The sequence below is a fragment of the Chitinophaga sp. HK235 genome, from assembly GCF_018255755.1.
In the GTDB taxonomy this organism is placed as follows: domain Bacteria; phylum Bacteroidota; class Bacteroidia; order Chitinophagales; family Chitinophagaceae; genus Chitinophaga.
This window is the reverse complement of record NZ_CP073766.1, coordinates 7,573,876-7,588,179: the sequence shown is the minus strand read 5'-3', so window position 1 is coordinate 7,588,179 and position 14,304 is coordinate 7,573,876. Positions and strand designations below refer to the sequence as shown.

12 protein-coding genes and 1 tRNA gene are annotated in these 14,304 nt (G+C 46.9%); 4 read left to right on the top strand and 9 right to left on the bottom strand.

Annotated elements, in window-relative coordinates:
- Positions 1-98: 98 nt before the first annotated feature.
- The 5 genes from KD145_RS29245 to KD145_RS29225 form a co-directional block, all read right to left on the bottom strand.
- Complete coding sequence (locus KD145_RS29245; RefSeq protein WP_212003342.1) at positions 99-941, bottom strand: NAD(P)H-binding protein; 843 nt, start codon at positions 939-941, stop codon at positions 99-101.
- Positions 942-1,092: 151 nt separating this feature from the next.
- The gene (locus tag KD145_RS29240; RefSeq protein WP_212003341.1) at positions 1,093-2,148 is read right to left on the bottom strand and encodes an SO2930 family diheme c-type cytochrome; all 1,056 of its coding nucleotides are present in this window, start codon (positions 2,146-2,148) and stop codon (positions 1,093-1,095) included.
- A gap of 28 nt (positions 2,149-2,176) precedes the next feature.
- Positions 2,177-3,460 carry a parallel beta-helix domain-containing protein gene (locus tag KD145_RS29235; protein ID WP_212003340.1) on the bottom strand — a complete coding sequence of 428 codons (1,284 nt, stop codon included), beginning with the start codon at positions 3,458-3,460 and terminating at the stop codon, positions 2,177-2,179.
- Positions 3,461-3,484: 24 nt separating this feature from the next.
- Positions 3,485-6,235 (bottom strand): carboxypeptidase-like regulatory domain-containing protein, encoded by a 2,751-nt coding sequence (locus tag KD145_RS29230; protein WP_212003339.1) that lies wholly within the window; start codon positions 6,233-6,235, stop codon positions 3,485-3,487.
- 153 nt (positions 6,236-6,388) lie between these two features.
- On the bottom strand, positions 6,389-7,324 hold the full coding sequence (locus tag KD145_RS29225) for a LytTR family DNA-binding domain-containing protein (protein WP_212003338.1): 936 nt from the start codon (positions 7,322-7,324) through the stop codon (positions 6,389-6,391).
- Between the two features lie 86 nt (positions 7,325-7,410).
- On the opposite strand from KD145_RS29225, the gene KD145_RS29220 reads away from it, so the two are divergent.
- The gene (locus KD145_RS29220) at positions 7,411-7,863 is read left to right on the top strand and encodes a hypothetical protein (protein WP_212003337.1); all 453 of its coding nucleotides are present in this window, start codon (positions 7,411-7,413) and stop codon (positions 7,861-7,863) included.
- Here KD145_RS29220 and KD145_RS29215 read toward each other — a convergent pair.
- Positions 7,860-8,369, bottom strand: a complete 510-nt coding sequence (locus KD145_RS29215) for a hypothetical protein (protein WP_212003336.1) — start codon at positions 8,367-8,369, stop codon at positions 7,860-7,862. The two genes, KD145_RS29220 and KD145_RS29215, sit on opposite strands and share 4 nt — an antisense overlap.
- Before the next feature lie 15 nt (positions 8,370-8,384).
- The gene (gene def / locus KD145_RS29210; protein WP_212003335.1) at positions 8,385-8,957 is read right to left on the bottom strand and encodes a peptide deformylase; all 573 of its coding nucleotides are present in this window, start codon (positions 8,955-8,957) and stop codon (positions 8,385-8,387) included.
- Between the two features lie 100 nt (positions 8,958-9,057).
- Here def and KD145_RS29205 point away from each other — a divergent pair, with 100 nt between their 5' ends.
- Positions 9,058-9,957, top strand: coding sequence for an AraC family transcriptional regulator (locus tag KD145_RS29205; RefSeq protein ID WP_212003334.1), 900 nt, complete (start codon positions 9,058-9,060; stop codon positions 9,955-9,957).
- Between the two features lie 364 nt (positions 9,958-10,321).
- On the opposite strand, the gene KD145_RS29200 is transcribed toward KD145_RS29205, so the two are convergent.
- Both KD145_RS29200 and KD145_RS29195 read right to left on the bottom strand, forming a co-directional pair.
- On the bottom strand, positions 10,322-10,834 hold the full coding sequence (locus KD145_RS29200; RefSeq protein WP_212003333.1) for an RNA polymerase sigma factor: 513 nt from the start codon (positions 10,832-10,834) through the stop codon (positions 10,322-10,324).
- A gap of 409 nt (positions 10,835-11,243) precedes the next feature.
- Positions 11,244-12,281 carry an aldo/keto reductase gene (locus tag KD145_RS29195; RefSeq protein ID WP_212003332.1) on the bottom strand — a complete coding sequence of 346 codons (1,038 nt, stop codon included), beginning with the start codon at positions 12,279-12,281 and terminating at the stop codon, positions 11,244-11,246.
- A gap of 176 nt (positions 12,282-12,457) precedes the next feature.
- On the opposite strand from KD145_RS29195, the gene KD145_RS29190 reads away from it, so the two are divergent.
- Together KD145_RS29190 and KD145_RS29185 are read left to right on the top strand one after the other, a co-directional pair.
- A tRNA-Pro gene (locus KD145_RS29190) sits at positions 12,458-12,531 on the top strand.
- Positions 12,532-12,615: 84 nt separating this feature from the next.
- Entirely contained in the window at positions 12,616-14,163 is a 1,548-nt protein-coding gene (locus KD145_RS29185; protein WP_212003331.1) for an IS1182 family transposase, read from the top strand.
- Positions 14,164-14,304 lie beyond the last annotated feature (141 nt).

The following is a 14,304-nucleotide window of genomic DNA, read 5'->3' as shown; positions in this document are numbered from 1 at the left end:
GATTGGAACATCATCTCACCTAAAACATATGCCAAATTCGACCATATGATCTTCCTGTAATCCATTACATCAGCATGGTTTCCATTTTCCAATAAAGACTATTGTTGGTTCCATATACCGGTAGCGGCGGTTTCACGGGCATAATCAGCGAAATCGCGGGGAGCTCTGTTCAGGGCACGCTGTACACCATCAGACAGGTGGGCATTACGGCCATCGAGCACTTCGGAGAAGAGGTAAGACACCAGCCAGATATAATCGTCCGGAATGCCATATTCCTGTAACATAGCTTTATATTCATCGAGGCTTACTTCCTGGTACTGGATAGGTTTACCGGTGGCTTTGGCCACTTCCCCTACTGCTTCAGCAAATGTCAGCAGACGCGAGCCGGTAAGCTCGTACAACTGGCCGGCATGGCCTTCTTCGGTGAGTGCGGCCACTGCTACATCGGCAATATCATCGGCATCAATAAACGGTTCAACTACCGCTCCGGCCGGAAGGGCTACAAACCCCGCCTGCAGCGGCTCCAGCAGATATCCTTCACTGAAGTTCTGACTGAACCAGGCACAACGGAGGATAGTCCAATCTATCCCTGAGTTCTTCACAATTTCTTCGCAGGCCTCTGCTTCCTTCTCACCACGGCCGGATAACAACACGATCTTCTTCACGCCGCAGGTTACAGCTGTACGCGTGAATGTGCTGATAGCATCTACCGCACCTGGAACGGCCAGATCAGGATAATAGCTGAGATATACAGCCTCTACTCCTTTCAGCACCGGCTCCCAGGTCAGGGGATTTTCCCAGTCAAAACCCGGATCTGCAGAACGGGAGCCAATCTGTACCGGCCATTCTTTTTCGATCAGGAGCTGCGCTATTCTTCTGCCGGTTTTACCGGTACCACCTAATATGAGGACTTTCGCTTGATTAGTTGTTGCTTTCATCATCTTGTCGTTTTTTTTATCAAAACTAGCGCACGGTGGACCCGGAAAATAGAACAAAACCGACAACGGTATTTTTTTATAAAAAAGTCCGCAGGTATGATATACCTGCGGACAAATAAGACAATATTGTTTATTGTTTTGCGGCTTCGCTTAGTTATTTATGAACCGTTGTTGAGATCCATGCCTTTATCACCGTGATGGCTTCTTTGTGCACGAGGGTGCGGGCCAGTTCGGGCATGGCAGTACCGGGTTCGGTGCTGTTCATACGATATAAGAGGATGGAATGCGCCGGATCACCGGGGATAATATCATAATTGAGGCCGCCAGCACCACCACCGGCAGAAACAGGCTGTTTCATAAAGCCCAGGTGGTTGCTGTCTGTCTGTTCGTATTCCAGGAACAGGCCGGTGTTAAAGGCATCGCCTCCACGGGTATGGCAGTGGGCACAGTTGACATCGAGGTAGGCACGGGCACGCTGGTTAACGGTATAGTGTACACTGTCTTTCCAGTTGGGCAACTGCGGCACATCGGTAGCGGGAAGTCCCTGTAACAAACCACTGGCAGCCCATTGCTGCAACTGACCCGTTGACTGCCCCGCCACCGTAAAGTTGAGATTACGGGCCTTGGGGCCTATCGGTGTCAGCACACTATTATTAATATGACAACGTTTACAGTCATTGGTATTGGGCATCTGGTATACGGTGGAAACTTTTTCGCCGTTATCATCCAGCAAGGTGATAGGAATCTTTTTACCCATGATCCATTTTACGGCATCCGTCTGTTGCTCATTCCACAGATAGTTCATCACCTTCCATTTTTTATCTGCCGGATCTTTAAACAGCAGCCGGGTTTCTATCATCACTTTCTGATGTTCCGGATTGTTATACGCGAAGTTTTTGATGATAAAAGTGGAGTCCGGGAAGTCAAGCGGGCCATGGGGTGTATAGGTAGCGGCTGTTCCCGGCGGCAACACTATAAAACGGTCTTTCGCCGCATAATCCGTAAACAGCGGAGTAGACAGTTCATAATGCAACACCCCTTTCCGTGGTATAAGCGTTTTCAGCGCTCCGGTAAAAAATCCGTAATCCGATAACTTCTCCTTAAACTCAAATACGGCAGACTGTTGTTGCCTGGCCGGCTGTTGCTGACAGCTATACAGCCAGGCTACCAAAAAAACAAATGCGATAATCGGCAAACAAGGCTTCCTCATCTCTCTAAAAAAAATTTAAATACAAAAACTAGTTACAAAGGAATGGTCTCACATCCGTGTAGGGAAACCATTTTTTAGTCTGCATCCGTAATGCATCGGCATTCACAAACAGGTCTTCCTCCTGCTCTTTGATACAGAGGTTGTCCGGATTGGGCGAAGTCCCGCGGGTGAGTACATTACTGGTGATACCATCGTAGATAATGAAAGGCAGATTGGCTTTGTGGCGGTAAGGATCCTGGACCTTGAGCTGTTTTGCAATCGCTACCAGTATCTTACCAGTATGATGTTCATACACCGCCGATGGGAAAGTGTCAGCCATGATCATTACGTTGTTATGAATACTAATGTTTTTAGGTATAGGGTCATAGTGGTCATTCATTTTAGCGGCAGCATTGGGATCAATAAAAAAGCCGGACACCACGGAGATGGCGCTGGAATTGTTATTGAAGATGTTGTTGTTGTACAGCTCAATATCGGAGGCAGACAGGACTACCACTCCACTGCCGGGGGCGGCATTACCCACCCCCCAGGTAGAGCCGAAACTGCCGGCTTTGGCGAAATTTCTTTCGTTATTTTCATGGATGTCGTTGTTATAAGCCTTTACATGTCCACCCCGCTGTGAGAGGTCTGGCAGGTCGAAGATCAGGAAGCCGGCGGTATTACCATAAAATTCATTTTTGTATACCTCCGCATGAGAAGTATTTTCTATTTCACAGCCAGCCACGTTTTTATACGCTTTGCAGTTACGCACGATAGCGCTGTCTGTTTGTCCTACATAAATACCGGCATCGGAAGCCCCCTGCGCATAACAGTTTTCTATCAGCACATTTTTACACATTACCGGGTAGATGGCATAACCACCGGTAGTGGAATCTGATACTGACCATACAGCGTGTACATAACTTACAAATACTTTTTCACTTTTATTTATTTTGATAAGGTCTCCTTTGGAGTCCTGCAGTGTCATGCCCTGGATAGTAAATCCTTTCACATCGGTGACGCGGATACCTTCCCCTCCCTGGCTCTGGGCGGAGAAGTCCAGGATAGTTTTATTAGGACCGGCGCCTTCTATCCTGATATGACTGGCCTGTGCTATACTGAGATTATCGAAGCGGTATTTTCCTTCTTTGAGGAAGATGCTGGTGCTGTCTTTTATAGACAGGAATGCTTCCGCAATTTTGGTTTCATCGCCGGGACCGAAGGTGAGTTTTGTTTTATACCCCTCCTTGTCTTCCGGTGTTTTGGTGTTGCAGGCTGCAAGCGAGCCTAGCAGGGCTATCATTAACAGATGATACAAAGCATATCGTTTCATGTGATTTCCATTTTTATAAAGTGATTAAAAGACGTTGTATGCATAGGTGACGTAGTACATCGCGCCGATGGCCGGACTGCCAAACCCGTTCCGGTAATAGGTATTGGTGATGTTGGTACCACCCAGCTTAATCCGGCTATGCGCCTTCAGCAGCCGGTAACTGATCTGGGCATCGATTACAGCGGAAGCCGGCACGGTACCACTGCCAAAACCTATCTGATAAAAATATCCCGGGCGATAACGGAAAGTGGTACTAAAGGCATAACGTTCCTTATTACCGAAGCCGGTGTTGCCCAGATCTATATTAAACTTATAATTGGGCGTGTTAAAGTTATTCACCTGGCTGTTGTTCCGGTTCTGCAGGAAGTCAGACGAAAAATTCACTTTCGCCATAAAATTATGTGACATGTCTACACTCACGCTCGCAGCATAGCCGTAGGTATTAACCTTTTCCGCCCCATTGTAAGCGATGTTGTAAGCCACATAGGTGCTGTGGTCTTTAAAGGCGGTCACATCACTGGTACCCGGTGTATTGGCCACGTTGACATAACCGATAAAGTTTTTCCAGGTGGCGTAATAGCCCAGTACATCTATCAGTACTCGTTTAGCGATCAGGGAAGAATAACCTAACTCAAACGCATCTACGGATTGTGGTTTGATATCATTGAGGACAAATTGCTGCAGATCTGCCGGATTATTGCTCTTCTGGTATTTCTGGACGCTTTCCAGGGTATAGGCCGGGTAGCGGTCGAACTGGTACACACCATTGAGCAGCCTGGACGAGCCGCCAGAGGCAAAGCTGTTGTAATCTACCGGCGTACTTTGCAGCGCCTGGATATTGGACGGGAAGCTGTAAGCATTCTGATAGGAGAAACGGATAAAACTTTCCTTGTTGACCTCCCCTACCGCTGATGCACGGGTAGTGATACGCGGTTTTTCAAAGAGCGTATTTTTATCATAGCGGAAAGCTGTGCTGAGACTGATTTTATCTTTTATGATTTTTTTGGTGAGATGGATATAGGCACTGTACTCTGCCACGTCAATAGGGCCATCACCATCGGGGAAGAGGGTCCCTTTGGAATCGAGGCGATAGAGGCGGTAGTTCAGGCCGGCAATGAGGTCTGCGAACTTCAGCAGATGAGAGAAGTTATACTGGGCTTCCACGTTATACAACTTGCTTTTGTCGAGGAAGAGTGTACCACCTTTGGAAGTGGGCAGGGAAGAGATACTGTCTTTCAGATGCTGAAAAAGAGGGCTGGACGCATCGGGGCGGCCCTGGTCTGCGAAACTGCGGGCCATATTGCTGGCATCCTGATAACTCTTACCTGCGGCCATGGCTCCCAGCAGGGCACCGGTATATTGCGGGTACCAGCCGTCGCCGGTATTAGGATTAAAACTGGGCTTCCAGGCTTCGTTGATCAGCTGCGCAGTAGGACTGGCAATGATGGTGTTACCGGAATTCTCCTGGGTGGTATAGCCACGGAGGAACCAGTGTTCAGCTTTCAGCTCTGCACGGTACTGGCCCAGCTGGAAGTTGGTGAGGGCATAACGGGTATCATTACTGTATACTGCATTGCCTTTACCAAAAGTCCCGGAGATAATGGCTTCCAGCCGGGGCCTGATCTTATACCGCAACTCTGCATTGGCCTTTAATAATTTAGCATCGTTGCTGAGGTAACCATATTCAGGATAACCGGTACGGGCTACATAGTTGCTGCCTTTTTCCAGCATGGGGTTGATGATGGGCGCCAGTTCCGGTGTCTGGGCCAGGGCGGCCTGCAGGAACGGGCTGATATCCACAGATGTTTTGCTACCGTAAAGGTTCACCCCGTTGTAATTAGGATCAGTGAGCGGACCACCGGGACCATTGGTATTGGCGGTATCCGTAGCCATCCATTCTTTAGCCTGGATATACTGTACATTGATTTTAAAGGCAAACTTATCACTTACTTTTTTGGCCCAGCGGACGGTCCAGTCGTAGTACGGTGATGGTCCAAAAGGATCGTTGGACTTGCCTTTACTGACATGGTTGACGCCCTGGGTGATCTGGGCGCTGAGGCCCTGGTATTTAAACGGGTCTTTGCCGGTCATGACGAGGGTGCCGTTGAGGCCGCGGGAGCCATACAGCGCAGAAGAAGCCCCTGATAGTACTTCCAGGTTGTCTACATCCAGTTCGGTGAGGCCGATGGCTGTGCCGAGGGGGAAATTGAGGCCGGGAGCCTGGTTGTCCATCCCATCCACGATCTGGGTGAAGTTGGTGTTGCCACTGGTGTTAAAGCCGCGGGTGGTGATGGTGGTGAAGGTGAGGCTGGAAGTGGTTACGTCTACCCCTTTGAGGCCCTGGATCATATTAAAATAACTGGGCTGGGGTGAGTTGATAATTTCTTTGGTGCTGATTCTTTCGATGGTCACGGGTGATTCTATTTTCTTTTGTATCGACCGGCTGGCCGACACCACCACTTCACGACCTAATACAGATGCGGGGCTGAGTTCTATCTTCAGTGCGCCCGGACCGGTTACTTTCAGTTCTTTTGTTTCAAATCCCAGAGAAGAAAAAACAAGGGTGAACGGATAATTACTTTTGGTAGAAAAACGGAAATTTCCCTGATCGTTGGTATAATCTCCATTAGGAGCTTCTTTCATAGTAACCGAAACGACGGGCACTACTTCTTTGGTCGTGGCATTGCGCACATTTCCCGAGACAGTCTGCTGCGCCTGCGACAGATGGACAAGACCCATCAGACAAATAATGGTTGATAGCAAGTTTTTTAACATCAGCTGGTGGAATTTAGACAGGTTGATAACAGCGATATTAATAAAAAGGCCTGTGGCAAAGATGTGCTGACAGCGTATTTGGGGCGAAACTGTCAGTATTCGGGGTGAAACCATTTTGGCATTTTGACATTTTAATATTTAAATATTAAAATGTCAAAATTTTGAAAAGGCCGATTGAAACAACGGCAGGTAGGTAACCGAGACGGGAACAGGCATTTCCTCCAGTCCTTCGATATGCAGATAATGTCCTTTTGTATTTTTCTTAAAAAGTACCACTCTGGACATATTGACGAGATAAGAACGATGTGCCCTGATAAAACCCACCGCAGCCAGCTGGGTCTCCATTTTTTTGAGGGAAGTGCGGACCAGTTCCTTGCTGATGGTTTGACCACTACGATAAAACAGGTGTACGTAATTATCTTCTGCTTTGATCATCAGTAAGCGGGCCGGGTGAACAGACAATACTATCTTATCATGTTCATCTCTGATCTGCAGGCAGGTATCCGTTGTGGAACGGGTGCTGGCGGATTCCACTACAGGCGCTGATGGTATCACTACTGCTGCCGGATGCCCTTCCTTTTCCAGTGATTTCAATTGCGCACACTTCTCCCTGGAAAAAAACCATAGCAGGGATATCAGGTATGGCAGGGGCATGATGAGGGCAGTATAACGCAGGGTATTGGCAAATTCGCCCCATGTCAGGAAAAAAGTATCGGTGATCAACACATCTACAGCAGTCACAATAGCGGTTACCAGTACAATTTCTCCCAAAAACCAGCACAGGTAAGTAGCGTTTGTCAGCTTGCGGCGCAACTTCCATTTAAACAGCAGGAACTGGGATATGACCAGTGCAGTCATCCCGCATGCCGTGAAAATGCCGAACAGTGGTGCCAGGCTCAGATGTTGTCCTTCATACCACATGTTAATATTAAATGGCATAAAAATATACATGAACAGAAAGCAGAAAATGCCACAGAAGGCAATCAACTCTATCCGGTTCCGCACCGGGTCCAGTAAACTGAAGCGGGGCTGCTCTGTTGCGAATTTTGCAATCAGTGGCAAGTTTGGCAAGGTTGGCAAGCTTTTCATATCATGGATGATTTTCTATAATTAAGATACACTTTTTCACGTAAGACACAAAGCAGTGAAAGTACAAGCCTTCGTATATTCGCAGGATGCAGGAAACGTTTACAATTCCCCGCGGATTTAAAACAGGCTGTTATATCCTGAGTGCCCTGATGCTGGGTATGGCTGTCACTTTGATTTTTTTAGAGAAGGAAGCGCAGGGTTTTATCTTTTTCAGTCTGCCGTTTTTTTTCCTGAGCTGGTCCATGTATGCCTATACTCGCCTGAAGCTGGTACTGGATGGGCAAACGATTGTTTTCACCGGAGGATACAAACCGCATCGGCTCAGCTGGGGTGATATTACCCGTATCGATATGGCCAAAGTAGGCAAGTATAGTGATCCGCAGGTAACTATTTATTACCACGACCGAAAGCTGCAGCTGGCCCGGAGTTTTTACCGCAAAAAGTCTTTTCTGGAGATACTACAGCGGCTGGAGAAATATGCGCCGGCAGCTGCATTTACTGCTCAGTACCGGCAGCTCAGCCAATCATTACGCGCTTAAAAGGAAGGCTCCTGTCCTGGTTTCAGTTCGCGGCCCCTTTGTTTTTCCACACGGGCAAAAGCATCTTCCGACAAGGGTTTGAATCCTTTGGGGGCTTTATGGGCAGGTCCCTGATAAATACCGATGAAAGGTTTGTTGAAGGTACGTCTGCTCACGGGATCGGTCATACGAAAATACTGAGGGAACCAACCCTGTACCTTACTGGTGTCCGGAGCAGCTTTGGCAGCAGCTTTAGCCCTGTTGCCCAGGATTTTCTCCAGCGTTATTTTTTCCAGGTCGGCCGCCGAAAAAAAGTGTACTCTTTTTCCTTTGAGAGAGTGTCCTGATTTAAATATACCGGCGTGATGCCATTCTGTAGAGAAAGGTTCCAGTTCCTTTGCCGTGATTTTTTCATTGAATTTTTTTGACAGCAGTTGAGCTGCAGCCCCGGCTTTCAGGAGGCCTTTTGCTTCTGCATCCTGGTAATTTTCTGACTTTCCTTCCCGCAGGTATTGGCTCATTTTCATGCCGGAAAGTTACAGTTATTTCATGGGATAGGGTGCACGGAAACGGCCTGTGCGGATGTATTCCAGCTTGCGGGCCATTAATTTCCTTTTGATAGGTGCCAGGTAATCGAGGTACAGGCGGCCTTCCAGATGATCGTATTCATGTTGTATCATTCTGGCAGTGAGGCCGGCAAAGCTGCGGGTGTGTTGTGTTCCAGCGGCATCTTCATAACGTATGGTGATGCTCCAGGGTCTTGTGACGGAGGCCCGGAGGCCGGGGATGCTGAGGCAGCCTTCCTCCTCTTCCCATGTTTCCGCAGAGCGGTCGGTTATCTCCGGATTGATAAATGTTTCCCGGATACCAGTGCCTTCCGGAAATAAGGTTGTTTGTTCTTCGGGGCTTAGCAGGTTGAAGGTGGACTGGCTCTCCACCAGAAACAGGCGCAGTGGCACGTTCACCTGTGGTGCTGCCAGTCCGCAGCCGTTGGCGCCATAGAGCGTCTGCCACATGTTTGTGATTAGTTGTTGAAGGGAAGGATAATCCGGTGGCACTGTTTCACAGCGGGTGCGCAGCTGAGAATGGCCATAGGCAACTATTGGCAGGATCATGTTTTTGATTACAAAAGTGGGATGTTTCCGAAAGGGGCGGTAGTAAATATTGGACATTAATTTATTTCCGGGGCCTGGGAGGCTGATGTATTTTTGTGGCATGCCGGTAGCGTTATATCAATATCTGCAAAGTATAAGGGTGATACCGCCCAGCGCTGCGCTGGCACGGGTGATAACCGGTTTTTATATCATGCCGGCGGGCTGTCTGCCGGCGAATGGTCTGGCTATCAGTGATGGGATGCCTGCCATGGCTTTTCTGCCTCATGCGGATGACCAGCTACGCTTTTCGATGGGACAGACTACGGTCACGGTTACCGGTGGCTGGGTGAGCGGTCCATACCTGGAAAAGGCCTGGCTGCAGGTACCACAAAGCTGTGGACCGTTGCTGGTGGTACAGTTTAACCCCGTATGGTTTTATCAGTTGTGGCAGTTGCTGCCACAGCGGCTGCGTAGGGCGGGCATCTGCAGCCTGCCGGATATACCGGGCAAAGACGGAATGTTATTGTTGCAGCTGGTATCTGGCGCCAGTAGTATCACAGATAAGATAAAAGTGCTGGAAACCTTTATCATGGACCGGCTCCCCCGGCAGCCCAGTCATAACGGGCTGCTGGAAGAAGCCATCACGTGTATCCGTGAACGTGAGAAGCCGTCTACAGTACAGGAATTAGGAAGATTACTAGGTGTCAATTACAAATGGCTGGAGCGAAACTTCCGCAGCTATACCGGTCTTTCTCCCAAAGAGTATATGCAGCAGTACCGTTTTCTTCAAACCTGTGTACAGCTGCAGGATGGGGTGCCTGTAGATTTTATGGGCATAGCGTTGCAACAAGGGTATTACGATCAGAACCATCTGATAAAGGATTTCAAAAAATTTACGGGGATGTCGCCCGGAAAGTATCTGAAAGCATATGCCTTTTCCTCAGCGTCATCTGCAAGACCATCCTTCCATCTCCTCCATCCAAAGCATAACAGGGCTGCAACTGCTCCAGGGGCCTGTTAAAGTTGCTGACGCTGCAGTCGGCGGCAGGTGTATTTGCGGAGGCAGCCATTTCTTTGTCCACCCTTTCTATCATGGCTTCTATATAATGACCGATCGCTTTTTTCTGCAATTCAAAATAAGTGATCACTTCCTCTGGAGAGTTCAGACCTTCTGTTTCGATAATGTCTTTCAGAAATGCTGCGGACTCCTGTAGTTCGGCAGAGAGCTTTACCGGTACCGGCATGGCATGGTAAAAGAGGTATTGATAAAGATCAGCCAGCTCATGATCCGCTATGACAACGTTTTCATGCAGCTGTTGCAGGACCTGCCTGAGTAAAACTATATTAACACAACTAAACATAGACAACGATTTAAATCAACATTTTCATTTTCTTTTTTCAAGTATGGCCTGGGCCACCAGCCGGAGACGGTATACTCTTACTTTCATAGCGCCCTCGGATGTCTGATATTCCTCCGCCAGTTGTTTGTAAGGTGTTTTTTCTAGTCTTCTTGTCAGTATTTCCCAGCCTTCTTCCCCGATTTCTTTTTTAATTCTTTCAATGTCTTCCTGTATGGTCAGTTTTTGCAGCGGGTCTGGTGAAGGATCGAGCAATACACTATCCAGGTCAAGGTGTGCATGGGCAGCTTGTTTACTGATTTTTTCCATAAAATCCGACCATACATTGCGGGCTTTAAGCCAGATCAGTTTACTGGTAGAATAGTCATTCAGACTTTCTTTAAGACTGTTTATATAGGCAGCTTCTGAGGTGAGCTGCAGGAGCTGCTGTACTGCTTCCTCCCTGTTTCCTTTGTAAGACGCTGCTTTCAGTTTCTTTGAAAAGAATGCCATCAGTCTGGGTGTCTGTTCCTTAAATTCGGCTATAAAATTTCTCTCCATGCAAGGGCGTTTACAGGGTTAATAAAGTATGCTGGTAGTATCTGCCAGGCAGAAGATCTCTCAACAATTACCGGGGTGCAGCACTTATGGAAGAAAATTTTAACTTTTAAATCCATTTGATGTTGGTTTCATAGGTTAAAACAGTGCTGATGTGCGTTCGGTAACACACTTTTCTGATATTTTTATTAACATTCATATTAATAAATTGATTATCAATATGATAAGTTTGGAAAAATATCAATCATATAGTTTATAATCAGTATTCGTTGAAGTGACTACTCACGGAGAAGGATATATGAGGATAATGATGATGTATGCTTTACACAGTTATACAGGGGGAAACATAACAGCGAATGCCAGGATGCTGATTAAACATCCTGGCATTGGGGCTTTGATCGTTATTAAAGTTTTAGTAAAAAACCGGAGGAGGATTGAGGGTAAGATTTTGTTGCTGGTGCCAATAAGGGTAAATAGTGGGCACCTCACTGGCAGCATCGAGTTTTTTCACCTGATCGGTAGTGAGATTCCAGCCAACAGCCTCCAGGTTTTGTTTGAGCTGTTCTTCATTACGAGCTCCTATAATCACACTGGACACGGTAGGACGCTGCAGCAGCCAGTTGATGGCCACCTGTGCGATCGTTTTTCCGGTTTCGGCAGCCACTTCGTCGAGTGCATCGATGGTGTTGTAAAATATCTCTTCCCGCAATGCTAACTCCGGAACGGGACTACCGCCCTGGGCTATACGTGTTTCCGGCGGGACAGGCTGGTTGCGGCGGAATTTACCTCCCAGGCGGCCCGCTGCCAGCGGCGACCAGACAATACTCCCTACCCTCTGATCTATGCCCAGCGGCATCAGCTCCCATTCAAACTCGCGGTTGGCCAGCGAATAATATACCTGATGGGCCACATATTTGTTCCACCCGTACTTATCAGCAACAGCCAGCGATTTCATGAGGTGCCAGCCGGAGAAGTTGGAGCAGGCGATATAACGCACCTTACCACTTTGTATCAGATCATCGAGTGTACGTAGCGTCTCCTCCACCGGTGTAACCCCATCGAAACCGTGCATATGATAGATATCGATATAATCGGTGCCCAGGCGCTGAAGACTGCCCTCTATCTGCCGCAGCAGATGATGCCGCGACGAACCCTGGTTATTGGGACCTTTACCAAAAGGGAAAGTAGCCTTGGTAGAGATAATCAGCCGATCTCTTTTTCCTTCTATCGCTTTACCCAGGATCTCTTCAGCCATCCCTCCGGAATAAACATCTGCCGTATCAAAAAAATTGACGCCCGCATCCAGGCAAAGGTTTACCATCCTGGTAGCCTCCGCCACCTGCGTACTGCCCCAGGCCTTGAAAAATTCACTCCCTCCGCCAAAAGTAGCGGTACCAAAGCTTAATACCGGTACCTGCAGGCCGGAAGCCCCTAACTGTCTGTATTCCATAAATCGTTTTTTTTAAAGTGACAATCCGCACAAAGGTCCGCCAATAATGCCAGACAACCTTTGTAAATTCCTGAGATAGTTCTGTAAATGTAAGAGAGAAATCCGCTATGATAATTTTTTCAGCTAAAAGTTGGTGATTTAACAAAATCATATTTAATTTGTAACCCACATCAAAACGGGATGTAGCGCAGCCCGGTAGCGCGCTTCGTTCGGGACGAAGAGGCCGCTGGTTCGAATCCAGTCATCCCGACAAAAAAGAACGAGGGTGTATCAAAAGGCACCCTCTTTTTTTATGTAAGGTCAAACCAAATGAGGTGTTTTTGGTTTTTATAGCATGCCCAAAGGAAAAACACTTTCAGTAGTCTTTAAAGCAAACCTACAACACCAGGCGATGCTTTTTCCACCCGAAATTGGAGATCTGATAGCAGAGAATCACCCAGTCCGTGTTGTGGATAATGTGATCGAAAAGATCGACATCACTTTATTATTAAAGCGGTATAAAGCAGGAGGGACGAGCAGTTATCATCCCCGAATGCTATTGAAAGTTCTTATTTACGCCTATATAAATAACGTTTACAGCAGTCGTAAAATAGAAGAAGCACTAGGACAGAACATCCACTTTATGTGGGTAAGCGGAATGAGTAAACCTGATCATAATACTATCAATAGGTTCCGCGGCGAACGCCTACAAAAAGTATTACAGCCTATATTTACCCAAGTGGTCCTGCTGTTATGTGAAGAAGGCTTATTAAACATAAAAGAGTTATACACTGACGGGACAAAGATAGAAGCCCAGGCCAATCGCTATAGCTTTGTATGGGGCAATGGTATTAAGAATAGCAAAGAAAAAATAAAACAGCAGCTAAATGACTTGTGGAAATATGCCCAATCAGTGGCAGCTTCAGAGTTAGATGATGATACAGACCCATCTGGCTATGACAAAATAGACAGCGAAAAAGTCAGTAAAACAATAGCCGCTATCAATGAAGCCATCAAAGACAAACCAGTAGATAAGCAGATCAGACAAAAGCTGGGATATGCTCGCCGTAACTGGCCTACAGCCTTGGAGAAGTATGAAAAGCAAGAAGAAATCTTAGGTACAGACCGCAATAGTTATAGCAAAACCGATCCCTCTGCCACCTTTATGCGAATGAAAGAAGACCATATGGGGAATGGTCAGCTCAAACCAGCATATAATCTTCAAATAAGTACTAATAATCAATATATCGTCAATTACAGCCTCCATCAGCAGACTACAGACACTTCCACTTTAATTAATCACCTCCAACAGTATATAAATCAATATAAGCGTGTACCCAGCAATATTACAGCAGATGCAGGGTATGGTAGTGAACAGAACTATCAGTGGCTGGAAAACAAGCGGATCACAGCTTATGTAAAGCATACTTCCTTCGACCGAAATCAGCGCCAGTCAACTAAAGCAGCGGAAAAGTTCAAGGTTGAAAACTTACCCTACAATGCTGAAAAAGATTATTACATCTGCCCTGCTGGCCAGCGAATGCGCAGAAAAAGCATATTCCCCAAAACAAACAAAAACGGTTATGAACAAACGATAACTACGTATCAGGCTAGAACATGCGAGGGGTGTACATTACGGACGCAATGCCATAAACAACCAACAAATCGTGTCATAGAAGTAAATCATAATCTAAATCGCCTTAAATCTCTGGCTGACAAGCGATTAAAAACGAAAAAAGGTATACAGAAGCGCAAACAACGATGCTACGATGTGGAGCCTGTCTTCGCTAATATCAAGCATAACCATGGCTTTAAAAGATTTATGCTGAAAGGGTTGGATAAAATAACCACCGAAATAGGATTACTGGCCATGGCTCACAATCTTAGAAAGAAAACAGCATAAAATCGGACTAACCCTTCACTCCTAAAAATGAAAATCACAAAATCATTATAAAAATCTGGATATCAAACAAAGAAGCCGTCTCTTGTTTTGAGACGGCTTCGTTCTTTTTTACCCCCACCTGTAATACTGTTCAGGCTTACA